Source organism: Pedobacter zeae, from assembly GCF_014196715.1.
GTDB classification, from domain to species: Bacteria; Bacteroidota; Bacteroidia; order Sphingobacteriales; family Sphingobacteriaceae; genus Pedobacter; species Pedobacter zeae.
This window is the reverse complement of the sequence record NZ_JACIEF010000001.1, coordinates 771,850-795,487: the sequence shown is the minus strand read 5'-3', so window position 1 is coordinate 795,487 and position 23,638 is coordinate 771,850. Positions and strand designations below refer to the sequence as shown.

At 40.1% G+C, this 23,638-nt stretch carries 22 protein-coding genes; 12 read left to right on the top strand and 10 right to left on the bottom strand.

Annotation, left to right across the window (positions count from 1 at the left end; translation table 11 throughout):
* Positions 1-61: 61 nt before the first annotated feature.
* From GGQ60_RS03270 to GGQ60_RS03245, 6 genes are all read right to left on the bottom strand, one after another.
* Positions 62-733, bottom strand: a complete 672-nt coding sequence (locus GGQ60_RS03270; RefSeq protein WP_183759953.1) for a hypothetical protein — start codon at positions 731-733, stop codon at positions 62-64.
* A gap of 674 nt (positions 734-1,407) precedes the next feature.
* Positions 1,408-2,691, bottom strand: a complete 1,284-nt coding sequence (locus GGQ60_RS03265) for an HlyD family secretion protein (protein WP_183759952.1) — start codon at positions 2,689-2,691, stop codon at positions 1,408-1,410.
* Between the two features lie 10 nt (positions 2,692-2,701).
* Positions 2,702-4,885: a peptidase domain-containing ABC transporter gene (locus GGQ60_RS03260; protein ID WP_183759951.1), complete on the bottom strand. Its 2,184-nt coding sequence runs from the start codon at positions 4,883-4,885 to the stop codon at positions 2,702-2,704.
* Between the two features lie 76 nt (positions 4,886-4,961).
* Complete coding sequence (locus GGQ60_RS03255; RefSeq protein ID WP_183759950.1) at positions 4,962-6,149, bottom strand: TlpA family protein disulfide reductase; 1,188 nt, start codon at positions 6,147-6,149, stop codon at positions 4,962-4,964.
* Between the two features lie 40 nt (positions 6,150-6,189).
* Positions 6,190-6,393, bottom strand: coding sequence for a hypothetical protein (locus GGQ60_RS03250; protein ID WP_183759949.1), 204 nt, complete (start codon positions 6,391-6,393; stop codon positions 6,190-6,192).
* A 176-nt stretch (positions 6,394-6,569) separates the two neighbouring features.
* Positions 6,570-8,147 carry a thioredoxin domain-containing protein gene (locus GGQ60_RS03245; protein WP_183759948.1) on the bottom strand — a complete coding sequence of 526 codons (1,578 nt, stop codon included), beginning with the start codon at positions 8,145-8,147 and terminating at the stop codon, positions 6,570-6,572.
* A 543-nt stretch (positions 8,148-8,690) separates the two neighbouring features.
* Here GGQ60_RS03245 and GGQ60_RS03240 point away from each other — a divergent pair.
* The 6 genes from GGQ60_RS03240 (at position 8,691) to GGQ60_RS03215 (ending at position 14,146) form a co-directional block, all read left to right on the top strand.
* Positions 8,691-8,873, top strand: coding sequence for a hypothetical protein (locus GGQ60_RS03240; RefSeq protein WP_183759947.1), 183 nt, complete (start codon positions 8,691-8,693; stop codon positions 8,871-8,873).
* A gap of 45 nt (positions 8,874-8,918) precedes the next feature.
* Positions 8,919-10,364, top strand: coding sequence for a S41 family peptidase (locus tag GGQ60_RS03235; RefSeq protein ID WP_183759946.1), 1,446 nt, complete (start codon positions 8,919-8,921; stop codon positions 10,362-10,364).
* A complete protein-coding gene (locus tag GGQ60_RS03230) occupies positions 10,361-11,476 on the top strand; it encodes a sensor histidine kinase (protein WP_183759945.1) in 1,116 nt (371 codons plus the stop codon). Before GGQ60_RS03235 ends, GGQ60_RS03230 begins: the two co-directional genes overlap by 4 nt.
* Positions 11,473-12,198, top strand: a complete 726-nt coding sequence (locus GGQ60_RS03225) for a LytR/AlgR family response regulator transcription factor (RefSeq protein ID WP_183759944.1) — start codon at positions 11,473-11,475, stop codon at positions 12,196-12,198. Before GGQ60_RS03230 ends, GGQ60_RS03225 begins: the two co-directional genes overlap by 4 nt.
* Positions 12,199-12,587: 389 nt before the next feature.
* Positions 12,588-13,124 carry a hypothetical protein gene (locus GGQ60_RS03220; RefSeq protein ID WP_183759943.1) on the top strand — a complete coding sequence of 179 codons (537 nt, stop codon included), beginning with the start codon at positions 12,588-12,590 and terminating at the stop codon, positions 13,122-13,124.
* A 32-nt stretch (positions 13,125-13,156) separates the two neighbouring features.
* A complete protein-coding gene (locus GGQ60_RS03215) occupies positions 13,157-14,146 on the top strand; it encodes a hypothetical protein (protein WP_183759942.1) in 990 nt (329 codons plus the stop codon).
* Between the two features lie 140 nt (positions 14,147-14,286).
* On the opposite strand, the gene GGQ60_RS03210 is transcribed toward GGQ60_RS03215, so the two are convergent.
* From GGQ60_RS03210 to GGQ60_RS03200, 3 genes are all read right to left on the bottom strand, one after another.
* Positions 14,287-14,994, bottom strand: a complete 708-nt coding sequence (locus GGQ60_RS03210; protein WP_183759941.1) for a hypothetical protein — start codon at positions 14,992-14,994, stop codon at positions 14,287-14,289.
* A 68-nt stretch (positions 14,995-15,062) separates the two neighbouring features.
* Positions 15,063-16,145: a hypothetical protein gene (locus GGQ60_RS03205; RefSeq protein ID WP_183759940.1), complete on the bottom strand. Its 1,083-nt coding sequence runs from the start codon at positions 16,143-16,145 to the stop codon at positions 15,063-15,065.
* Positions 16,146-16,432: 287 nt separating this feature from the next.
* On the bottom strand, positions 16,433-17,548 hold the full coding sequence (locus GGQ60_RS03200) for a DUF4932 domain-containing protein (protein WP_183759939.1): 1,116 nt from the start codon (positions 17,546-17,548) through the stop codon (positions 16,433-16,435).
* 415 nt (positions 17,549-17,963) lie between these two features.
* Here GGQ60_RS03200 and GGQ60_RS03195 point away from each other — a divergent pair, with 415 nt between their 5' ends.
* The 6 genes from GGQ60_RS03195 (at position 17,964) to GGQ60_RS03170 (ending at position 22,372) form a co-directional block, all read left to right on the top strand.
* Positions 17,964-18,548 (top strand): Crp/Fnr family transcriptional regulator, encoded by a 585-nt coding sequence (locus GGQ60_RS03195; protein WP_183759938.1) that lies wholly within the window; start codon positions 17,964-17,966, stop codon positions 18,546-18,548.
* 162 nt (positions 18,549-18,710) lie between these two features.
* A complete protein-coding gene (locus tag GGQ60_RS03190) occupies positions 18,711-19,166 on the top strand; it encodes a DoxX family protein (RefSeq protein ID WP_183759937.1) in 456 nt (151 codons plus the stop codon).
* A gap of 287 nt (positions 19,167-19,453) precedes the next feature.
* On the top strand, positions 19,454-20,101 hold the full coding sequence (locus GGQ60_RS03185) for a malonic semialdehyde reductase (RefSeq protein ID WP_183759936.1): 648 nt from the start codon (positions 19,454-19,456) through the stop codon (positions 20,099-20,101).
* Positions 20,102-20,187: 86 nt separating this feature from the next.
* Entirely contained in the window at positions 20,188-20,556 is a 369-nt protein-coding gene (locus GGQ60_RS03180) for a VOC family protein (protein ID WP_183759935.1), read from the top strand.
* Between the two features lie 189 nt (positions 20,557-20,745).
* Positions 20,746-21,273, top strand: a complete 528-nt coding sequence (locus GGQ60_RS03175; protein WP_183759934.1) for a YceI family protein — start codon at positions 20,746-20,748, stop codon at positions 21,271-21,273.
* Between the two features lie 70 nt (positions 21,274-21,343).
* Positions 21,344-22,372 carry an Atu2307/SP_0267 family LLM class monooxygenase gene (locus GGQ60_RS03170; protein ID WP_183759933.1) on the top strand — a complete coding sequence of 343 codons (1,029 nt, stop codon included), beginning with the start codon at positions 21,344-21,346 and terminating at the stop codon, positions 22,370-22,372.
* Positions 22,373-22,706: 334 nt separating this feature from the next.
* Here the strand turns inward: GGQ60_RS03170 and GGQ60_RS03165 are convergent, their stop codons facing one another.
* The gene (locus GGQ60_RS03165; protein WP_183759932.1) at positions 22,707-23,432 is read right to left on the bottom strand and encodes a putative glycolipid-binding domain-containing protein; all 726 of its coding nucleotides are present in this window, start codon (positions 23,430-23,432) and stop codon (positions 22,707-22,709) included.
* Positions 23,433-23,638 lie beyond the last annotated feature (206 nt).

Genomic DNA, 23,638 nt, shown 5'->3' with positions numbered 1-23,638 from the left:
AAAGGGGCGAACCGATAAACTGTATACCGGAAGTAAGAATATGAGGGCTAGGCTAACTGTATCAATCTAATTTGGTCACTTTAACATCAGTAAAGTGGCCTAAAGTACCTGGTCCTATCCATAATCCAATACTTCCGCGCATATCTTTACCCTGCTTCAGGTCGTTCACGATCAAAGTAGGCTGCGAAGATCCATTCACATACAGGCTGGCAGTTTCATTCTGTACAACGATTTTTATTTTAATCCATTCTGCAGGCACTATATCTACGTATGCTTCGTACTTTTCGGGCGTTTCCTTTCTTAGTTTTTCCCAGGGGAATCCCGGAATGGAAATATATTGGCTGGAGTGGTTTCTGCGAACCTGGTCATTTGCACGGCCATTGGTAGGCCGTAAATAAAAAACTTCCATTTTAGCAGCATCTAAAGCCGCCCTGAATGCAATACCTACAAAACCACGGGCGGTTGGCCCGGCCTTTGCCCCCGGCTGCCCGCTAATGGTAGCTTCAATAATGCCATTATGAAAATCAATGCCCTTAAGAATCGCCAGTGTATTGTCGCCAACGGCCTCACCAGCCATTTCCAAAGCCAGGGCATCTTTACCCTGATAAACAGTTTGTTTGGCCGTTACCTGAAACGGCAGTACATCAGAAGGTAATATCTTTCTATACTGTGCTACGGCCTGCATACCAAATATTACACTCAGCAATACAATAAATAAAAGCTTTTTGGTCATATGAAATGATTTTGATCTTTTAATTCCTTTAAAATTAAAGAAATAACGTTAATATCAAACCCTGATTTAAGGAATGTTCAGCAAAAATAAATTCCGGTAATTTTTTCTTTGCCTGTAAAACAAATCAAAGCCTTGGGGTTCCAAAGGCTTTACTGTTGTTGTAATTCGTGGTTTCTTATGCTGTTTACACACTGTAATTCACCGGCTAATTTTACTTCATTTAGCAGGAAACCGAAAAAACAGGGTTATCCGTGTTCTACCCGGTCAGGTATTGAAGTCAGGAAATCATTGATTTCCGTATAATGAGGCAGCTGTCTAAGGTTATACATTGCAAATGAAAAATATTGGCACCAAAATCCACAGCAATAAACTGAAACTGGATAGTCAATTTTTAGACCTTCCATGCTATTAATAAGCCACACCGCTCTTTTACCCTTGCCTGCTACAGCTAAAGCGCCTCGCTTCAAAAAGTCAGGATACTAGCTAGCTATCTTTTGCCATGCATTTGGCTACCGTAGCCAATAGCTTATCTGTAAGTTCTTTCATTTTCTGGAAGCCCTTTTCTCTCATAACCATTTGGCATCTATATGTTTTGCATACCTACTTTTATAAAAAATGAAGCGATGATTAAGAATGCCAAACGTCGTATTATCGACTTGAGGAGCAATATTTGATTAATGACTATTCATCATTTTAGTTATATTTCTGAAAAAGCGTTGGAGCAGCGAGCTTTCCTCGGTAATAATTTCTGCTTCTGCCTGCATCCCATTCTTTAGGATTATTTTCCGTCCGGGGTCTTTATTCTCAAAATGTTCGAAGCTTACTTTGGCCACAAATACACTGTCTTTATAGGCAACATCTGAAATATAGGAAAGTTTTCCCCTGATCATCCCATACTGTTCAAAGGGATAACTCCGCAATTTAATCAAAGTTTTAGCGCCCAGCTTTATTTTCCCCATGTTGTATTGAGGAATCTGCACTTCTCCAAAAAAATCCGTGTTACCGGGATTGATCACAAAAACCTCCTGACCAGACTGTAGATTTTGATTTTCCTGGACGATCCCTGCGAAGTTTACCTTACCAGCAACGGGGGCAATTAAAATATGCTGCATTATCCAGGTATCACTTTCCGTGATACATTGGTTTAGCGCCTGAACAAATTTTGCTTGTTCTTCCGATATGGTATGACGTAAATCCAAAAGTTCTTTCTCTTTGGCACTATAGATCCCGGAATTATTGAGTAAGGCTGTTTCACTCTGCTGCAATGGATATTTTGATGCTAAATATTTGTTTTCCTGTAGTGCAAACTCACTTCTTGATATCACCTTGTTTTTATATAGTTTCTGATAGGCTTTATATTCCTCTTCCTGGTTTGCATATTCCAGTTGTTGTATTTTTTGCTGCTGTACTATCTGGTTGTTTAACTTCTTAATATTCCCCAGGTCTTTATCTAAAAAAGACATCCGATTAAGATAGTAACCTTTTTTGGTCGTAGCTTGATACTGCAGGTATTGTTGATAAAAGTTTTGGTAAACGCCTTGCATTTCACCAATATTTAACCCTTCCGGTAGCACAATTGTTTCAAATTGGTGCTTTGAAATCCGTAGCTGCACTTTCTTCAACTCCCGATTCAACCTCAATATATCGTTAGCGTTCGCGGTGCTTTCCATATAGGCTAAAGCTTGCCCAGATGTAACCGTTTGCCCTTCCGAAACAAGCAAATTGTTCAGCTTTCCTGTCTGTTTAGCAAGTACAGTCTTTGGGGCGTTGAGGCAGTTAACCTTTAAGCTTGTTTTAACCAGGTCCGGATAGTCGATAAACGAAGAGAGTAAGACGATACTTCCCAAAATTCCAAATATCAAAGTTATTCCCCACCGCACAATCCATGATGGTACGGCAGTAATAATTTCGTCTACTTCCTCGCTATTAACGGCTACTTCTGATGTGTTCTCCGGCATAATAAAAAAATTAGTTTCCTAGCTCCAATTGGTTTTTAACCAACTGATAATACTCCCCTTTGCTCCTGGTCAACTCTGTATGTGTTCCCTGTTCTATAATCTTACCTTTATCAAGCACTACGATATTGTCAGCATTTTTTACTGTACTTAAACGGTGCGCAACGACGACAACAGTCCGTCCTTTAAAGAAACTTTCCAAATTCTCCATTATTACTTTTTCATTGATGGTATCAAGTGCGTTCGTCGCCTCGTCAAAAAAAATATACTCCGGATCTTTATAGATTGCTCGGGCGATAAGCAGCCTTTGTCGCTGTCCCTGGCTTATACCGTTTCCTTCCAAGCCTATTTTAGTATTCAGTCCAAGTGGCAGACTATCTATGAACCCTTTAATGTTGGCCATTTCAACTGCATGATGAAGTTTTGCCATATCGGGATATTCATCTCCGACAGCGATATTTTTGGCAATCGTGTCAGAGAATATAAATCCGTCCTGCATCACAACACCGCATAACCCGCGCCAAAAGCGGAAGCTGATCTGGCTCAGATATCCGTTGCCGACCTTGATTTCGCCTTTCTGGGGCTCGTAAAACCGGAGCAATAGCTTTAGTATCGTCGTCTTGCCACTGCCGCTCATACCCACAATCGCGGTTGTTTTTCCAGCCGGAATTTCCAGGTTAACATCAGATAGAACAGGATCATTCCCTGCACCCGGATAGGTGAAACTGATATTTTTTAAAGAGAGGCTTTTGTCAGCAGGAAGCTGCTTTATAAAAATTTTTCCTATGGGTTCTTCATCATCCATTTCACGAATCTCGTTGAGCCTTTCTAATGATATTTTTGCATCCTGCAGCTGCTGGATAAAACTTAGCATCTGTTCAATCGGGCTGTTAAGCTGTCCTATGATATACTGTACAGCCATCATAGCTCCAAGGGTAAGGTTCCCCTCGATCACAGATTTGGCAACAAGGAAGGTTATAAGAATATTTTTTCCTTCATTAATAAAAAATGCTCCAGCTTGCTGATATTGCCCTAGCTTCAGACTTTTGATGTTAAAGCGAAAAAGGCCTGCTTGCAGGCGCTCCCATTCCCATCTCTTCTGTTGCTCACAATTGTTGAGTTTTATTTCCTGCATACCACCGATCAGCTGTACAACGGCACTTTGATTTTTAGCCGAAAGGTCGAAGCGTTTGAAGTCAAGGTTACGGCGCCTTTTAAGAAATACTATTACCCATAAACTGTATAATACGCTGCTACTAATGAAGATCAGGAAAATGCCTGTGTTATAATAGATCAGGACAGCGCTGAAAACAATCAGGTTGAAAACCGAAAAGATAACGCTAAGTGTTGACCCTGTTAAAAAGGATTCAATCCTTTTCTGGTCGGTCATACGCTGCATGATATCGCCGGTCATTTTGGTATCGAAATAACTGATAGGTAGCTTCATCAGCTTAGAAAGGAAATCAGTCAGGATCGAAATATTAATGCGTGTACTGATGTGCAACAATATCCATGAGCGGATAAATTCAACACTCGTCCTTCCGACAAAAAGCATGGTTTGGGCGATCAGAATGATATAAATAAAATTGAGATTTCGAGTATTGATGCCTACATCAACTACTGACTGAGTTAAAAAAGGTAGTATAAGCTGAAGCAGGCTGCCAACCCCAAGGCCAATAAAAAGCTGCGCTACAAGCGATTTATAGCGGTAAAGGTATTTTAAAAGATAAGACAGGTTCATGCCGGTACTGGCATCGTCCTGCTGTTGGTAAAAGTCAGGTGTTGGCTCCAGTAGGAGTGATATCCCTTCCGAATTCTCATTTTTGTCATAAAGCCAGTGTTTTGTAAATTCAGCTTCAGTGTATGTAATCAGTGCCTTAGCCGGATCAGCAATGTAATACTTGTTATTTTTTATCTTATATAATACCACAAAGTGGTTTTGGTTCCAATGCAGTATTGCGGGCAGTTCCGTTTCTGTGAGTTGAATCAGGTGAAGCCGAGCGGCACTGGTCCTGAAACCTATCTTTTCTGCGGCTTCACTAATGCCCAGCAGCGATACACCTTCACGATTAATACCGGAAATATCCCTTAATTTCTGTAAGCTGATATTTTTACCGTAGTATTTCGCAATCATGCGCAAACAGGTAGGCCCACAGTCCATTTGATCGGGCTGTTTATAATATTTTAAGTGTTTCAATTATAAAAAAGCTAAGGCGTGGTCAGTCTATTGATAAATGGGAGAAGTGTACGACATTAAAATGTGGAGAATTGCTTCACTCTGCAAACAACTCCTGCAGTTTCTTTATCAGTTGTTCACCGCGAAGATTTGTTGCTATAATTTTACCCTTGCTATCTACCAGATAGTTGGCTGGTATACTAACAATTTTTAGTTCTTTGGCTATACCACTGTTATCATTGCCGTTAAAAAGATTCGTAAATCCGCTCATCTTATCATTTTTTATCGCTTCAATCCATTTGCGTTTATCCTTTGTATCATCAATCGAAACGGTAATTACTTGAAATCCCTTTTTCTGATAACTGGTAAGGGCATGGATAATATTAGGTGTTTCATTTCGGCAAGGGATACACCATGTTGCCCAAAAATCAATCAATGTATATTTTGAAAATTGTGATTCACTTTTTACTACTTCGTTGTTTTCGTTAATAAGGGAGAACTCGGGCATTTTCATACCCACGGTGTAGGCCGGAGCGGCCATTATTTCTTCAGCTTTTATCTTTTTAGTTATCTCCGGATAAACATGAATTCCATACTCTGATTCCCTTATTCTCTGTGTGAAAAGATTAAAGGCCTCTAACACCTGTTGTCCGGCAATGCCTTGATCGTATATGACGGGTGAGAAATTTAATAGGGCCACTTCCGAGTCGCGATGCAATTTGATAATATTGATAAAGCCAAACATCGTTTTAGTGAACAATTTCTTTGCTTCAGTTATTTTTATTGCTTCTTTTTCCTTTTCTGAAAGATCCGATTTGTCTATCGATAAGTAAATACTGTCACGGCGATTACGAAAAATGGAATATCCATTTATATAGAGGTTTTGAATCTCATTCTGTCTTCCTCCTTTTACTGAGAACAGTTTCCTATCCGTATCATAGGCCAGGTCTATGCTATCTTCTAAAATAATGGTACAATTATTATGTTTTCTATTGGAGAGCAGTCGTTGTGCATTTATTTCACTAACCGTAAGTACGATCTGACTCAGCAATATTGTAGCGCTGGGCAGTTGGCCAAACTTTTGTTTGTATTCAATTGGCCCGGTAAGGAAAAAGTGATTATCAGAAATCTTTGCCTCACCAATCAAATTATCTTTACTGTCAAAAAGGTACACATAATTAAACTTTTCTTTTCCCAAAACCTTTCCGCCTATATGGAAGTTTTCAGCAAAAACATTTGAAAGGGCAAAAGATTGAAACAACAATATTGCAATTAGTATTTTCATAGTTCACTGATTAAGGGGCGGTTCTCACCGCCCCATAAATTTAACAATTTCCGCTTGAGGCACAACAAGAATCGATCTTATTTTCATTTTCTTGTGTGGTGTGTTCGGCTGGGTTATAACCCGACATACAAACATTGTATCTACAGTCGGTAAGGTCTCCTCCGGTTTTCCCTTTACATACATCTTCCAAACCACCCATTACGTTTTTCATCTCAGCTCTGCTGAGTAAGTTTACTTTTTTCATGTTTTAATTTAATTTTGTTTCTATTGGTTTTGTTGTCCTTTCACGCAAGACCAACCTAAGCGGTACCGGGAAACGCCGATACTCGTTGTTGGGGCAGTTTTGTTTGCAACCACAGCTGCCCCTTTTTTGCAAAAAAATCCTTACAGCAAATCCTCAACACGATGCTGTTTACAAAATCAATTCAGTAAATAACGGAGGTCTTCCAACTGGTATGGGTCTGGCATCTTATATCCATTAATAAGAATCGTTGGGGTAAAAGTAATTTCTGCCATTTTACACCATTGTTTCTGTCGTTCACTTGAATCATTCGTTGGTATAGCTTTATCTAAAGGGAAAGCTTCGGCCCAGGCTTCGAAATTGCCTTTTTGTTCGTACCAGTGGGTCAGGGCCCTTTCAGCAATTTTTTTTTCATTGGACAGTGTCAGCGCTGCCAGATGCCTTGCCACTTTGGTTCGGATATCATTATCATGATCAGCAGTTGCGAATACTACTTTAACCTGAATATCGTCCCTACCCGCAATCCAGGTCTCCAGAAACGAATGTGCCCTGGCGCATGGGTTGCAGTTAGGATTGCTGACCATCGTAATCACTGTGGAAGCATCTGGATTGCCCAATACTACTGGCATAAGATCGGCACCAACCGCATACCGTGGCTGATTGGTTAAAGCCTGAAGAAAAAGATCTGTGTTGTACTTAAACTTTTTGAGTTGCCGTTGTAGCGGGGCTAGTTGTTGAGCCTGATAAAAGGCGGGTTTTAGCAGTGCCCAAATGATAACAGGTGCAAGGAAGCAAATTAATATCCAGTATGGCCTATCTGTCACAACAGGAAAAGAAAAAGTTGAGTGCCCGGCATTAGCTAAAAACTCGGACCATAATATAACCTGCACTGCGCAACATAGGATGCACCAGTTTTTATGCCTGTACTGATAGGTTATCGAGTATATGGTGTAGGGCAATGCCGTTACATTTAGCCATGCGATCAGGCTAACTGATGAGGGTTGAATAAGCAGTAGTAACAAAGAACCAGTATAGTAAAAAAAGCCAATTTCACTCCAGCTTAACCAATCAGTGATTTTTGCTGCATCTGATTTCAGTATACTGTTACAATCACTTTTTCCAGCCAGGCCACATAAGTTCCTTATGAAAGGATTTTGCGAATTGATACTTTGAGCAAGCAATAGGATACTTATACCAGTTCCTATAAATTTTAACGAACACAAAAGAGTGTAAAAGAGTGAAAAGGGATGGGCGGCGATTGAAAACCCTAAGATTACCATACAAAGGATCATTGTAGAAGGAAGTAACAGTTTGTGTAAAATAGCTTTTAGGTAGTTTAGCCTGTAATCCTTTTCCCCACTGGTCGTTTTGCCTTCGGCATGGAAAGCTATTCCGTCCCAGCGATCCAAGAATTCCTGCTCCGTCATTATACCCTTTCGCTCTTTTTCATCTGTATAATGAACACTTCCTTCTTCAATATTATGAACGAGTATAAACCTTCCACCTTTCTCAGTAAAATGTGCTGCAAAAGGAAATAGCAGATCCTCCTTCTCAAATGCTGTTTTGTCAATTCTATAAGCATCGTTTTTAACGTTCCAGTTATCTAAACAGTCACTCAGTGACAAAATACTTGGGTATTCAGGATGGTTCAGTATACAACTTCCTACTGTTATGGGAGTCACCTTAACCCTTAAATGTTTTAAAAGATCATTAGCAATACTTTCCAGATTTTGTTTTTGCGTTTTAAATAGATTCATGCTAAGTGTTGATGGCTTATATGCTGGCTGAATAAATCAATCTTGCACCTTGATTATATAAATTAAAACTAAGTTTCAAAAAAGTGCTCTAGAACATGGTATCTAAACTCCTTTATTTGTTTTTACTAAGTTTCTATCTTTTTATCTTTAAACAAAGAGGACAAAACCACAATTACACCAAACTCCTTTCAAGATGGACGACCTGCCTGCAAATGATTGACCAACAAAGAAAAAAAGCAGGGCACACAAGCCTGTTTAAATAAAAAATCTACGCTATGAGGCTTCACTTATTGGTCGATGATTTTGCAAAAAATCCTAAGTGACTCATTTGACTTATAATACTTACGTCAAACCATGAGGATTTCTACCGTCAAAATGAAGAAGGTGATCTATTTCTTTATTGATCATGGTACAATTACAATTTTATAATGTCCTGCTCAAACAGTCATTTCGTCCTGAAAACCGACCATTTGGTTTATAAAGCTTGGAGGCAATACTAATAAATAATACTTTTAATGTTTTAATAATTATATTTATAAAATCATGAAAAACACTAAATTAGAAAAGAAAACCGCATTCATTTTTAAAAGAAAGGCCTTTATGAATCTTACCAAAGATCAGATGCGTACAGTTATCGGCGGCAATAATCCAACTGATACTGTGGGACAGTCTACACAGCCTGGGTGTGTAGAAGATAAAACAACAGTGGGAACTGTAAGCTTATAATATCCCATAAACCCTAAAACAGTAAAGCCAGTACCTATACAAAAGATGCGTAGATATTTAACTATTTTTTTTCCAACTCTTTTTGTCTTTTTTTACTCAAAAGCCCAGCAATGTAACTGTAGCGACAATTTGAAATTCGTTATAGAAAGAGTAAAAAAAAATTACATTGGTTATAACGACAAAACGGATGCTTCAAATAAAAAGAAATTTGAAATATTTACGGATAGTCTATTAAATGAAGCTGGTAAAGCTGCCACCTATCAATGCCTGCCAGTCATTAGGAAATGGCTTTCTTTCTTCAAGGACAAGCATTTAAGCATTGCTTACAACGACAGCCATTATAGCAAAGAGCAGATAAGAGATTACTATGCCCATGAAGAAAGAACGGACTGGACAGACTCACTGTTCATGGCTTATCTAGATAATAGCAAAAGAAGCCTAGATAATATCGAAGGCGTTTGGAAGGATCACACTGCTTCCTACCAGATAGGCATAGTCAAAGATAAAAAAAGTAAAGGCGAGTTTATCGGCTTTGTAATAAAAGCGGACGGTGCCCGATGGATGCCACAGCAGGTCAAATTAAGGATTGTCAAAACGGGCAAAGGATATTTTTTAAAATATTTCAGGGCAGTTGATCATTCGCTTGCTGCCCTTTCATTTCAGAAAATAAATGATACCATAGCACTTGGCGACGGTGTTGTGACTTCAAAGTGGTATAAAAATGCAACAATCCAGCCCAAACCTTTAGCCCAGAATTCTGATCAAGAGTCCGGACCTAAGTTTAGATTTCTGGATGACCAAACAGGCTTATTGCAGATGCCTTCATATGCATCGCTGGATTACGTAGCTGAGGTGGACAGCATCTTGAAAAATAAAGTAAAAGAAACAGCAAAGCTTGATCATTTAATAATAGATCTTAGAAACAATTATGGAGGCTCGGTACTTATGTATGATAAGATCATCCCTTATGTCTATACGGGTCCGATCTTAACAGAAGGAGGAATTGTATTAGCCACCGAAGAAAACATCAGGGACTATTACAGTAATATTCCATCGAATGTTTCCGATAGTATGAGGAAGGTCTTTGAAAAAAACTTGAACACATTAAAATCCCATCTTAATGAGCTTTATCCTCTTTATCCGATAGATACGATCAAATTTTCAAAAATAATGAATTACCCAAAATCAGTGTCCGTGATAATGAACAGAAATACTGCCAGTGCTGCAGAACTTTTTATCCTACAGGCTAAACAAAGCTCCAAAGTAAAACTTTACGGTACTAATTCTTCTGGTGCCATTGATTATTTGGAAGTGGTAAGGACAAAACTGCCCTGTGGTTTTTACAGTTTGGGTTATCCGGCCTGTAAATCTATGCGGCTTCCAGGCTACCCATTAGATAATATCGGTATTAAGCCAGATGTTGAAATTCCGGTGGGGATATCCGACTGGATTGAATTCGTTAAGGCTTACAGCATAAAGAAAGGGCAATGAAGAAAAAGTACAGGATCATATTGTTTCATGCTATTTTTTGGCTTGCCTACATGCTGGTCAGTACGTTGATTGAATTTGCTGGCAATCCTAAGGAGTATGTTTTTAGCATAGGAGATTTTTTCTTTACACAATTTCCTAATATGTGCACATTCTATCTTTGCATCTTTGTGTATACCAGGTATGTGAATCCCTTAAAGATTTATTCTCTAATCACTGCGCTGGTATTGGTTTATTTATTTTCGTATCTGCATTGGTATGTGAATGCCTATCATATCCGGCCATTAATAAAAGCAAACGGTGGGCCTACTCCGGCATTTCACGTTTGGAAATTTGCCATTGCTGTTCTGTGGCTATTTATTAAATATTCATTCTTTGCCTTTGGATATTATTACGCTACTGAAAACATTAAACAGCAAAAGCGGCTTCGCCTTATTGAAAAAGAAAAGCACCATGCGGAATATGCTTTTCTTCGAGCCCAGATCAATCCTCATTTTCTAAATAATACGCTTAATTTTTTCTTTGCTAAGTCGCTGCCTTTGTCTTCAGAACTAGCCGATGGGATTATGACGCTTAGTGAAATCATGAACTATTCTTTAAAACAGGATAGGGAGGATCAAACCACATTGATCGATGAAGAAATTGCGCATATCAAAAATGTAATCAACATTAACCAGCTCCGTTTTAATCATGAACTAAAGGTCAATTTTGAGGTACGTGGCCGTACTACGAATGCACATATAATACCGCTGATCCTGATTACCATAGTCGAGAATGTATTGAAACACGGCAATTGTACTGATGAATCGAATCCTGCTAGAATCATACTTGACATTAATGAAGATAAAGGATATATACAGCTGAATACCTATAACAAAAAGAAAAAAGGCCCCAAAGAACTATCGAGCGGTATAGGTATGGAGAACATTAGAAAACGGCTAAGCCATCATTACGGGGACGACTTTGTGCTCTATATCCAGGAAACCGAAACTGATTACGCACTTGAAATGATATTATATCAGATTTATTACAACAAGGAAACAATATACAATGCCGATAACCAACCCGTTTTATTTCAGTCAGTAAATACCAAACCACAATATCCTTTGCCATGATAAACTGTATTATTGTTGATGATGAAGCCCATGCTATAGATGTTTTAAGGCATTATATCAGATCTATTCGGCAGCTCAACCTCATCGCTAGTTTTACAAGGCCCACCGAAGCGATTACTTTCCTGAACGGACAGCAGGTAGACCTGATATTTCTGGATATCCATATGCCAGAAATATCTGGAATAGACTTCATTCAAACTATCCGCCATGAAAATTATCATTTTATCCTCACCACGGCATACCGCGAATTTGCTCTGGATGGCTTTGATCTGGGTGTTATTGATTACCTTATTAAACCCATACCCCTTACCCGTTTTTTGCAGGCGGTTACAAAGGCACAAAAAATAATCAACCTGCAAAATGCCGATCGGATTAAAAATTCGATCGATAATGATTATTTCATGGTCAAAGCGCAGACAAAGGGGAAAATAATCAAAATAAAACTCAGCGATATCGATTATATTGAAGGTATGAAAAACTACATTGCGTTTCACCATAATGGTAACAGAACGCTCGCCTTGAGTACCATGAAAGACATTGAGGGAAAACTGCCTGAAGAGCATTTTATCAGGGTTCAGAAGTCTTTCATCATCGCATTAAATAAGATTACTGCCCTTGATGGAAACCGAGTTATGCTCCAAGACGTTTCATCGGAAATTTTAATTGGGGAAACCTATAGACAGCATTTTTTGGAAACAATCAAAAAAAAGCAGATTTTATAATTTAGCTACCTCATGCCCTATCAAATTCCGTTCGGTTAGCAACCGCAAAAAATTGGAAGCTGCCGTCCGGTTATCATCATTCTTGTCATTCGCCAAGCATCAATCCACAACAAATTATATCACTAATTCGTGATATAATTACTATATTTATTCACCGGGAACAGGATCAGTTTTATAACCCATTAGCTTGCAACATAACCAATGAAGGGTATTATTATTTTGGCAACCTTTCGTCCGGATAATTAAGTTAACCACTGAATGCCATCATCATGTTCGCTGCTTTCATGCATCAATCGGGATTATATTTCTCCTGACCCACCGCCGCAAAATACATGGTGGGTGTTTTAAAATAAATTTCTGGCAAATAAATCATAAAAAAACAAATCTTAGTGGAAAAAGATCAGAATAGCATTACCAAAGCAGAAATCAGATCAGTGCTGGTCAGTTTAAATTTATCGCCATTTGTTATCGCACTGTTTGATGAAACTGACAGCCTAAACATGTATGGTTTCTATAACCACTTCTCTCCGCCTTACCACATCCTCCATGCCACCAGGAAAGAACAGGAGGTGTTCCTTACAGATCGGTATATTCCATTGTTCGAGACCATCCACGATTTCTCGCAGGTACTGGCTTATGATAAGGTGCTGCAAGGATTTATCCGGTATTCCCCTGAAAACCTGAGCACCTTAAAAACCAACCAGGTACTCACCTGGGACGGCATCTTTGTGAAGCAAATTTTAACCTGGTACGAAGAGGAAAAGAATGATCCGGAAATTTTAGCTTTGTGCGATTTATTAGGACTAAAACATGCTCAAAAAGTGCTGGATAGCATTTACCAGGATCTGGGCACCGATTATTCGCTCCCCCAAATCGAGGAATGGGAAAAGATGATCATCACTGAAATTGACGCGCGGATTAAATAAGTTCTTAAAAAAATTGTATAATTTTTACCATAATGATATCCAAAAAACAAATCGTCTTCCCACTTCTTTTCATGCTATTATGCGGCTATGTGCATGGCCAGGAGTTTTTTCCCAGTAATTTTATACATCTAGTTACAGATGAAACCGGACAGGGCAATAAGCCCGTAATCCTGAATGAGGTATACCTCAAAAAAAAAGGATTTAACCGCATTAACGATACCCTTTACGTTCATCCCCTATCTCACGAAAAACTGGTGCTCCATGCCATTTATACCGGGAATGAATCATTAATTCAGGTGAGCTATTTTTTGAACCACAGCCTTGATCAATTCAGATTGAGCCTGCAAAACCAGGATTTACAGCTCCAAAAAGTAAATGAAAACCACTACCAATCCGTTGCTGATCAATATAACATCCATTTTTTGCTAAAAACTGGCCAAACGGTAGGTGGTAAAAAAATGAATGCGATTGTGTTCAACTTTAAATTTAAAAACGGGACGAGAATTAACAGCTCAAGCCAATATAATTTTCCAGTAAGCGGGCTCTACCCTTTTCAACATACCAAGTGGTTTTTTACAATTGAGTATCAAAAGTCTGCAAAATACGGTGATGAAACAGATTTATATATCAGATTAAGCAAGGAAAAAACGCCCAATACCATTGAATTTTTAAACGACCTGGAGTTCAGCGCAACTTACCTGGATAAAAATGGCAAACCGCAAACCCTCAGCGGAACCTACAATAATGGCCAAACCATTGCCTTTCAAACCCGTTATCCCACAAAATCGAAAACCATAAAATATAAGGATGGAAAAACAGTCCGTACAGAGGAAGTTTTACCCGCACCACTACCTGTTTATAATAGCGCCGGTTTAAATAAGTTGAAAAATACAGCTGCTTACTTTCATGTCTTCTTTAACCAATCTTACCAGGTAGCGCAATATCAAAACTGCTTGCTGTTAACTGGAAAATTATATGACGGCAATCCAGGCATCAACAGCAGGCCAAATAATGATCATTAGCCCTGAAGTTTGTAAAGCGATTGCCCAAAATTTTACAATGGATGATTTCGGCTAAACGGTACAACTTATCCCTTCAGTCATCAATTTCTCTTGCGTATGAATTGGTAAGAGCCGTGCCGGGGAGGGCATTTTACTTTCTGCTATTGCTTGCCCCCGTCAGGTCGCTTTTCCGTTAGCCGTAATTCCCGGTAGCTAGAATCTGAGCCGCCCTGCCCCGAAGCCACCTTAGTGTAAATGGTGTTGCTATTTTTCCAATACGCCTGCATAATATCGTTCTTTAACGGTTTACGAATGATTTGGCTTATGGTGGTACCCTTTAACAAGTGTATTTCGACGTCGCATGTTGGCGGTGGCACCTTCTCGTAAGTTTCGTAAGGATTATACCGGCTGCAAAATATCTTTCGTTTATCCGGAGACAAAAAAGGGAAGCCGTTAAGCGTATCTTGCCTGCCAGTAACCGCGTTAATGAGCAGAAAAAAATCATCTTCATACAAATGCACTTCAACCACATAGCTGTTCAGGCTACCGAAACGGCCGCGATACCGGTAGCTAACCATATCTTCGTCATGAGGCACGCCACGGTTATCAACAAATACCTTATCCCCGGCCTTAACCGGCAAGGTTGTTTTTCCGTTAACAGGAGCAAATACCGATGAATCAAGGATGATGGGATTATGAAAGGTCAATACCCCCATGTCAAACTTTTTCCTGCTGATTTCGCTTTCAGCAATATCAGTATAGTTTTCCAATACCTTTGCTTTTTGCCGGGTATACTTTCCTGCTTTAATTTTCTGGGGAGCTTCCTGGCAACTGATCAGAAACAGACAGATGATAAAGACTTTTTTCATGGGTAAAGTGCTATAAGTTGATCAACTTGCTGCAAAATGCAACATGGTAAAATGGTATGCTTCAAAAATTATTTAATCAAATACAGTTTTTGCTCATTATTGGTAAACAGGGCATATTGTAAATGGTTATTGGTATAATACAGATAACCATCCATATGCGCTATGGGCTGTACCTTGTTCCGGTAGAGCGCCCCAATGTTCTGACCATCAACCGCTATAGCTGAAGCATGCCAGTCCTCATCAAGGTACATCAACTCTTTAAGCTTAATGGTATCATTTCTAAAAACCACATCGGTAAAAAGATAGCCCGGGTACAGCCTTTTCGTAAAGCCTGGCGCATTGCCACCCCCACCCGAAAAGCGAACCTTTTCCGGTTTTAATTTATGGAAATAACGGTAGTTCAGGTTCGGTGTGCTGATGATTTCGCCATCTAAGCGATGATGACTGATCCGTTTGAAAAGGTTGTTCCACAACATTTCCTGCAAATAAGCAGAGGAAAAATATTTACTTATGTTCAGCGTTGTGTAAAACTGAAAGCATTCCTCACCGATCATATAGGTAACAATCGCATAACCTGAAACACCTTGTGTGGTTTGAGGCCCCTCTCCCGCTATTTTTTCCGGAACCGGACTGTCAAACTTATAATCTACCCAAACCCCTGCTGCATGTTTGACGATATAGGCCAGTTGTTTGTCTTGCTTTTCATCATCCCAGTCAAAATCCGAATTTTGAGCACTGATGCTTATTGGTGTTTTGGCTCCATTGAAACTCCACCTGTAATATTGCTTCGCCTGCGTGTTTACAATAAAGCCTTTTAAAAATAGCATATCCTCCGGGCGCGACATCAACGTTAAGGTGTCACTTACCTTTCCGTCAGGCGCGATCTTGATAAAGGATTTTTCCTTTTCAGCTGTGAAACCAGATACAATAATGTTGTTTTGTGAGGTTAAAAAAAGTTCGATATTTTTTTTGCTTTCCAACAACAGGCTCATTTGCACAATGCCACTCCTGATGATGGTTGAGCTATCCAACAATTGGTATGGCGCAAATTTTTCAGGTAATTGATCTTCAGCTGCAGCGCTTTTTTTTGAAATCAGGTAATATAAAAACACCACGGCCACGATGAGGGCAACGATATAAAGAATCTTCATCTTTCGCAAAATTATTACCGGTAGCCATAAAAGCCGTTGGGAAAAGCAAAGTTAATCAAAAATACAAATATCACAACCATGTGATATATCCGGATTTCTAATATACAACCGTACCAAAATTTAAACCAAGTAGCTCCCCACCTACCCGGGCAACTGAATTTGACAGAAACCTGAGGTAGCCGCAATACAGCTCCTTCCCCGCGCAATATAAACGAACGCAGGTTCCGGGCGATGGTTATTCATAATCCACACCGCCCTTTTGGCCTTCCCTGCTACAGCTATAGCACCTACTCAAACCGTTTCAAAAAGTCAGGATACCAGCTGTCTATCTTTTTGCCTTGCATCTGGCTCCCCGTAGCCAGTAGCTGATCTGTAAATTCTTTCATTTTCGGGAAGCCCCTTTCCTTCATCAGCTGTATGGTTTCCTGGTAAGTACGCTCATAGGCTGCAGCGTTGTAGTATTCTTTGCAGTACAAAAGGAAAACCCCAAAAGTCATATACTCATTGAATACCTTAAGGCCATTGGGATAAGCGAAAGCCCCATTCGCTTTCTCATCTATCCAAATACTGCGGTCAGCAAAAAGTTTGTTGATCGCCGCGGCATTCGCATTTGAAGGGGGATTAACATAATTATGGTCGATTTCGGTAAACATTACCCTGGTATTCAATATTTCGTTTTGCAGCTCATTTAAGTTCGGGTACTTATCCAACGTAGGCAGCACCATCTGGATGAGCCTGAAATTGTTATCATCAAATTCGGTGGTATAATTCAGCCCGTTAACCAGCGGAGAACATAAAATCAGGTACGTGCCGATTTTAGTATCAAAGTTTTTCTCCAGCCATTTCCACTGTTTGCCAAGGTTGGCATTTTTGTTATACTCTGCAATGATCGAATCATAAAAGGGCTGATGCTTTTTGTAAAACTCCCTGAATTTGGATCGCTGCGCAAAAGCCTCAATTTCTGCCTTATACCGGGTGATCGGGTTTTCAGTAATCTTCATATTGGCCACTCCGGTTGCAGGAAAATCATAAATCTTACTCTTTTGCAACCTGCCGCCATTAAAATCGTAGGAAATGGCATTTCCGGTGAGAAAAATATAATAGTAGGGCGAAACGTTCATCAGCGAATCGAAAGTCTTTATGATTTTTTCATTGCTGAAAGGCTTAAAATGGTTAAGCACCTCTTTATAATATTGGCCCTGCTGCTGGATCATGTCGTCGTTTTCCATGCCCGAGGCGGTAATGGCAATCATAATGTGCACGAGCTCCTTTACCTGGTGGATCTCAATTTTATATTTCCCCTGGTTTTGTTTTTTAAAGGCATTTGAAAAATTAACCTTATTTTGCGCCTGTACGCAAAAAGGCAAGAGCAGCAGTAAAACCTGAAATAGCTTTCTGTTCATTTTAGATTTTTTTTTATGAATGTCCAGTTGTTAAAGTGGGTGCCCCCAGGCAGGCAATTTTCACTAAGCCCCTCCACACGTTCCCGTACCTTGCAAGCCAGGCGCGCGCAATGTTAACAAATTCCGGCCGATTAAAATCCAATCTATTTTTAAAGTTACATCGCTGCTGTGCTAACGGGCAGCGCTTAACCATCAGCTAAATGCCCGATGCAGTGTTATCCCTTGTGCCAGTAAGATAGGTCGTCTCCTTAGCCGGTAACTGCAAACGGTGGTACTTCCCTGTCAGTTCCAGTAATGTTGGCCTGTTTCATAGTATTCAAGTTACCATCCAACCATCATGATGCACAGATAGATCAAAGCCGGCAGCGTAATTAAAAGATTGTTTATCTTTAAGGCAAGATTTATTTGACCAACTATGCACGAAACCCTATTTAAATATATTGAAGACAAATCCGGAATGACGTTGGATTCCAATGAAAAGATCTTAATAGCAGAAAAATTCAAAGCGAAGAAATTTCGTAAACGGCAATACCTTTTGCAGGAAGGCGATGTCTGCAAGTATGCAGGTTTTGTGGTTAGAGGTGCTGCCCGCATGTTCTCGGTTAATGACAAGGGACAGGAACATATTGTGCGTTTTGGCGTTGAGGGATGGTGGCTTGGCGATCCTGAAAGTTATACGCAGGGCACCCCTACCCAGTTTCATATTGAGCTGCTGGAAGATTCCGATCTGTTGCTGATTACCTGGGATCAATTTCAGGAGCTTAATGCAACAATCCCCGCGGTTGCTGCAACATTAAAATCGATGGATAAGCAGAGCTTTATAGCCAGCCAGAAGCGAATACACGCGGCAATAAGCCTGAGTGCAGAGGAACGCTATGAAGAACTGATGAAATCCTATCCTTCGTTCATTCTTAGATTTCCGCAAAATATGGTGGCTTCTTACCTCGGCATCTCCCCTGAAACATTAAGCCGTATTAAGAAGAATGCCCATAACAATTAATTAGGTGATTACAGCTGTTAAAAGCGGTTATTGATATAAGGAGCAATTGTTTTTGCCAAATGAGCCGCGCGTTGACAAAAATCAAGCATATTTTTTGATAAACATCATTTAGCAGGTACGGAGCTTAAACCAATTTTGTGATGTTAATTTAAATTTAAAATCATGAAAAATTTCATCAAAACGCTTTTAAGCTCTGAATCTTCTTTTGCACCGCTAATTCTAAGGGTAACTTTTGCAGTTGTCATCTGGCCGCATGGGTCGCAGCTTCTGCTGGGCTGGTTTGGCGGCCCGGGTTACAGCAACTCCATGGCCATGTTCGGTGCCTTCGCACTACCGGCAATGATTTCCTTTTTGGTTATCGCCATACAGTTTTTTGGAAGCTTGTTTATTTTATTCGGACTTTTCACACGAATCACTTCTGTAGCTGCTATCATTTTGTTTCTAGGCATGATCTTTAAAGCGCATATCCAAGTGGGATTCTTTATGAATTGGAGCGGAACCCTGCAAGGCGAAGGTTATGAATACCACTTTCTCGTAATCGGCATTTTGCTGGTGCTGGCGATATATGGTTCGGGAAAAATTGCCCTTGACAACGAACTGTATAAAAAAATAAAGTAGATATTTTTTTATACAGTTCCAATCAACGTAAAAAGATTAAAAAAAAGGACTCGATTGAGTCCTTTTTTTTGTAATGAAGCTGTTCATAAAATTAACTAAAATAATCCAAGAGAAGGCGTGGCTTATACTCGGGTCACCCTTGATAAATGTCAAGAGCATTTTTTGATAAAGGTCATTCATGCTGTTATTTGATTAGGTGAGATTTGTGCTATCAGATTGAAGCACTGGAATTTCCGGCAATCAACAGAAACAAAAATTACTGATAAGATAATTAAACATTTTCTACCATGACAGCACAATTAAATCCCGACACGAATTACAATGATGCCGGAACTTTAGGAAGAAAAGTCCTTTCTCCCGACGTTTTTGAACAACTTTTTACCAAAGCAAGGTCACACCACCATTGGACGGATAAACCAATTGCTGATGAAGACCTCAGGGCACTTTACGATATTGTAAAATATGGTCCCACCAGTGGTAACCTGCAACCGGCACGTATTGTATTCGTTCGGAGCGAAGAGGGTAAGCAAAAACTTTATCCTGCATTAGAGGGCATGGGAAGTAACCTGGGGCAGGTCAAGTCGGCACCGGTAACGGCCATCATAGCGCAAGACGGGCTTTTCTGGAAGCAGGCTCCAAAACTGTTTCCGCGGATGGATGTTAAAGCTATGTTTGAGAACAATGCCGATTTTGCAGCATCTATAGCGTACAGGAGCAGCTCCCTTACAGGAGCATATCTAATGATTGCCGCCCGTGGTCTTGGGTTGGATGTATGCCCAATGTCTGGATTTCATAATGCGATTCTCAACGAGACATTTTTCAAAGATACTTCCTGGAAGGCGAACTTCATTTGCACAATCGGCTATGGAGATGATTCCAGGTTGCATCCCCGCGACCCAAGATTATCTTTTGAAGAGGCCTGCCAGTTTGCATAAAGGCTCCAGGTTTACTTTATGAAATAGCAAGACCGGTGGCCGGGCTCCTTGTTCCGCCAACAGTTCAGCAATCAATATGCCCCATCATGAGAAAAAATAAAATTCCGCTCCGAATTTCTGTAAACGGAAAACCAGGCACTGCGCAACAATGGGAAGCGCTTGCAAACATATTGGGAGCAAAAAAAATACTTGATGATCCTGGCCTTTCGGTTTATAAGCTTAAAGACAATACCGTATTGGAGATCTATGGAATAGGTTTAATCCAGCCCCAAAGGATTTTTAAGGATGGCGATATGGTAATTGGTTTCCAGGTGGACGACCTTGAAAACTCGGTAGATATGCTGTTAAAAGCCGGGGTGCAACCTGTTGATGGCATCATCAGAACTTGTGAAAGCTATGCTTACAGTTATCTGCTAATTGATGGAAAGCTTTTCGGACTGTATCAGATCGATTAGGATTGACATTTATCAATCGTATTTTTTGACAAACATCATTCTGCATCTTTCAGCAACAACTGAACTTTGACATAGAAAATTTAACAGGAGTATGTAAGGGAGTCCAATCAAAGCACAAGCTGCTTCTTCCAAAGCCTGATAAGAGCTGCATAAAAAATTAAATATAAATAACTTCAAAAAATGACAACAATGACAACAAAATGGACCCTCGACCCAACACACAGTGACATTACTTTTAAAGTAAAGCACATGATGATTTCTAACGTAAGCGGAAATTTTACAGATTTTAATATTGAAGTCGATACCGAAGATGATACGTTTACCAATGCCAAAACGAGCGTAACGATCAAAACCGATTCGGTTTCAACAAATAATACCGATCGTGATAACCACCTGAAGTCTGCAGATTTCTTTAATGTCGAACAAAATCCGACCATCACTTTCGAGTCTTCGGCAGTAAACGTCAACGATGGCCTTACCGGCAACCTTACCATCAATGGAATTACCAAGTCTGTAACGATCGATCTGAATTTCAACGGAATCGAAGTGGATCCCTACGGGTTTTCCAGGGCCGGCTTTTCTTTCGAAGGAAAAGTTAACAGAAAAGATTTTGGTCTGACATGGAATTCGGCGCTGGAAACCGGAGGACTAATGATTGGGGAAGAAGTAAAATTGGCCGGAGACCTGCAGTTTGTAAAGCAGGTACAAGAGGACTAAGGAAATCTTAAAAATAATGTTCAGCGGTTAACAATGAGTTGGCCGCTTTAATACAACAGCCAATATGATTATGGAAATAGGAATTGATAGTTTTGCATCTGCCATGTATGGCACAACAGGAATTACTCCAGGTCTTGCAATGAAAGAATTGCTTGAGCGTATTGCGCTTGCCGACCAGGCAGGTTTATCCGTTTTTGGTATTGGTGAGCATCATAAAAACGGATTTCTGGATTCTGCCCCTGCTGTTATTTTAGCCGCTGCCGCCGCTCGCACGAAACAAATAAGGCTCACCAGTGCAGTTGCAGTTTTGGGGGCAGCTGATCCTGTGCGGCTTTTTCAGAGTTTCGCCACTTTAGATATTATCTCGCAGGGAAGAGCCGAAATGGTTGTTGGAAGAGGCTCCTCGGTTGAGGCGTATCCGCTTTTTGGATTAAATCTCAGTAACTACGATGAACTGTTCAGCGAAAAACTGAATTTGCTGCTTGAGATCCGCAAAAATGAATTTGTAACCTGGCATGGCAAATTTCGGGCAAGTATAGACAATCTGCCTATTTACCCAAGGCCGCTGCAAGAAAAGTTGCCGGTGTGGCTAGGCGTTGGAGGTACGCCAGCTTCTTTCGAAAGGGCCGGCCGATTGGGATTGCCACTAATGGTTGCTGTCATCGGGGGATTTACGGAACGGTTTAGACCTTTGATCGATATATACAGACAGGCAGGAGCCGAAGCGGGATTCAGTGCAGATGCTTTAAAGGTTGGGCTGCATTCACCAGGCTATGTTGCGGCAGATGATCAGAGCGCTATCACCGAATATTATCCCGGACACGTTGATCAATGGAACAGGATTGGCAGAGAACGGGGTTGGGCACCGATTACAAGGGCACAGTTCGAATTCAATGTTAGCCCCAGAGGGGTATTGGTAGTTGGAGGCCCGGAAACAGTGGCCGAAAAAATAATCAACCACAGCAAGTCGTTGGGAGGTATCCAAAGATTTACCTTTCAGATGGACAATGCCGGTCTTTCACATAGCCAACTCATGAATGCCATAGAATTGATCGGATCTAAGGTTATTCCCATGGTAAGCAAATCAGTAGTAGATTGATTCTCTTGAGTCGTTTTCGACGGTTGGTGTGGCTCATAAGCGTCACATCATTCCTGATGTTTTTCTAAATTACAGCAAAGGGCTAAAGTATTTCATAAAAACATCGATGAGCCGGTTATTTAGGGTTTATTTGAATCAACATTCCAGCCAAATGATCAACCATATTTGTATTGATTTCATTCACTTTTAAGAAACTGTTAGCGTATGCCTAAATATAAAAGTTACCCACGAAACACTACTAATTCTGATGTGTTAAGAAACTGTTGTTCGAGTTTACTACCAGCACAGCCGCCATGGCGCTGTTGGCTTTGAATCCTTGAATATTTAAAGTGCCTTATTTGGCCTCAAATCTCGCAACTTCCTGGAAAAGTTCAGGATAATCCTTTACAAAACCATGCTCATCAACCTTAATTGTGGCCGAGAAGTTTTTTGCCAGGTTTTCATAAAGATAGAGATCTTTCCCTTTTTTCAGATAACGCTGGCTTACCGCTTTGATCTCGTTATTTAATACATCCACGTACAAGACCTTTATGTCTTGCGACTGGCCAACTTCCAAACGCAAATTATTGACCGGAAGCGAATTGGTAAAGGGAGTAAGCGATATATCGATATAAGGTAGCCCGCGTAAATCGGGCCTAACGGTACCATTTACCAACCAGTCTTCTCCGGTCTTGCTTCCGGCTATTGGTGCTTCCGCCCCTTCGATCTCCGACCTGATCTCAAATCCGCGGGCGCTCCAATCCTCATTCACGCTTATCAAATAGCGAATTTTATAAACCTGGTGCTGGTAATGGCCAATAATCACCGATTCCACACCAAATCCATCATCTTGTTTTTGGATTTTACAATGTTCCAAAGATTTATAGAGCAGGCCACGCCATAAAATAATTTTCATAATCCACAGTTTACCTATATCCTTATACCAAATTCCATTTTTCAGAATATTCCCCGATCGCCTTTTTAATATCAATACTTTGCCAGGAACAGGCTTAAAAACATCGCCGAGCCCGTTTATCCTACCGATGGCGTTACTTAATGCGTGTTTTCTGAGGCCAGCCATAAGAAGGGCTTAATAGCAGTCTCAAATTGTAAGCTTCCATACTGTTTTTATTAAAATTAATTGAATATTAAAGATAATAAATCTCTAATCTCCTTAATTTTTTATAACATCTTTAACTGTTTGTCGCCAAATGGCCTTTATTCTTTACATAAATAGCCATATCCTGCATATTGTTTTTTAAAATTGTACTTATATAGCTTCATTTC

Excerpts from the sequence above, each read along its gene's own strand:
- GGQ60_RS03270 (WP_183759953.1), bottom strand. The coding sequence starts at position 733 with ATGACCAAAAAGCTTTTATTTATTGTATTGCTGAGTGTAATATTTGGT.
- GGQ60_RS03265 (WP_183759952.1), bottom strand. The coding sequence starts at position 2,691 with ATGCCGGAGAACACATCAGAAGTAGCCGTTAATAGCGAGGAAGTAGAC.
- GGQ60_RS03255 (WP_183759950.1), bottom strand. The coding sequence starts at position 6,149 with ATGAAAATACTAATTGCAATATTGTTGTTTCAATCTTTTGCCCTTTCA.
- GGQ60_RS03250 (WP_183759949.1), bottom strand. The coding sequence starts at position 6,393 with ATGAAAAAAGTAAACTTACTCAGCAGAGCTGAGATGAAAAACGTAATG.
- GGQ60_RS03245 (WP_183759948.1), bottom strand. The coding sequence starts at position 8,147 with ATGAATCTATTTAAAACGCAAAAACAAAATCTGGAAAGTATTGCTAAT.
- GGQ60_RS03240 (WP_183759947.1), top strand. The coding sequence starts at position 8,691 with ATGAAAAACACTAAATTAGAAAAGAAAACCGCATTCATTTTTAAAAGA.
- GGQ60_RS03235 (WP_183759946.1), top strand. The coding sequence starts at position 8,919 with ATGCGTAGATATTTAACTATTTTTTTTCCAACTCTTTTTGTCTTTTTT.
- GGQ60_RS03230 (WP_183759945.1), top strand. The coding sequence starts at position 10,361 with ATGAAGAAAAAGTACAGGATCATATTGTTTCATGCTATTTTTTGGCTT.
- GGQ60_RS03225 (WP_183759944.1), top strand. The coding sequence starts at position 11,473 with ATGATAAACTGTATTATTGTTGATGATGAAGCCCATGCTATAGATGTT.
- GGQ60_RS03215 (WP_183759942.1), top strand. The coding sequence starts at position 13,157 with ATGATATCCAAAAAACAAATCGTCTTCCCACTTCTTTTCATGCTATTA.
- GGQ60_RS03210 (WP_183759941.1), bottom strand. The coding sequence starts at position 14,994 with ATGAAAAAAGTCTTTATCATCTGTCTGTTTCTGATCAGTTGCCAGGAA.
- GGQ60_RS03205 (WP_183759940.1), bottom strand. The coding sequence starts at position 16,145 with ATGAAGATTCTTTATATCGTTGCCCTCATCGTGGCCGTGGTGTTTTTA.
- GGQ60_RS03200 (WP_183759939.1), bottom strand. The coding sequence starts at position 17,548 with ATGAACAGAAAGCTATTTCAGGTTTTACTGCTGCTCTTGCCTTTTTGC.
- GGQ60_RS03195 (WP_183759938.1), top strand. The coding sequence starts at position 17,964 with ATGCACGAAACCCTATTTAAATATATTGAAGACAAATCCGGAATGACG.
- GGQ60_RS03190 (WP_183759937.1), top strand. The coding sequence starts at position 18,711 with ATGAAAAATTTCATCAAAACGCTTTTAAGCTCTGAATCTTCTTTTGCA.
- GGQ60_RS03185 (WP_183759936.1), top strand. The coding sequence starts at position 19,454 with ATGACAGCACAATTAAATCCCGACACGAATTACAATGATGCCGGAACT.
- GGQ60_RS03180 (WP_183759935.1), top strand. The coding sequence starts at position 20,188 with ATGAGAAAAAATAAAATTCCGCTCCGAATTTCTGTAAACGGAAAACCA.
- GGQ60_RS03175 (WP_183759934.1), top strand. The coding sequence starts at position 20,746 with ATGACAACAAAATGGACCCTCGACCCAACACACAGTGACATTACTTTT.
- GGQ60_RS03170 (WP_183759933.1), top strand. The coding sequence starts at position 21,344 with ATGGAAATAGGAATTGATAGTTTTGCATCTGCCATGTATGGCACAACA.
- GGQ60_RS03165 (WP_183759932.1), bottom strand. The coding sequence starts at position 23,432 with ATGGCTGGCCTCAGAAAACACGCATTAAGTAACGCCATCGGTAGGATA.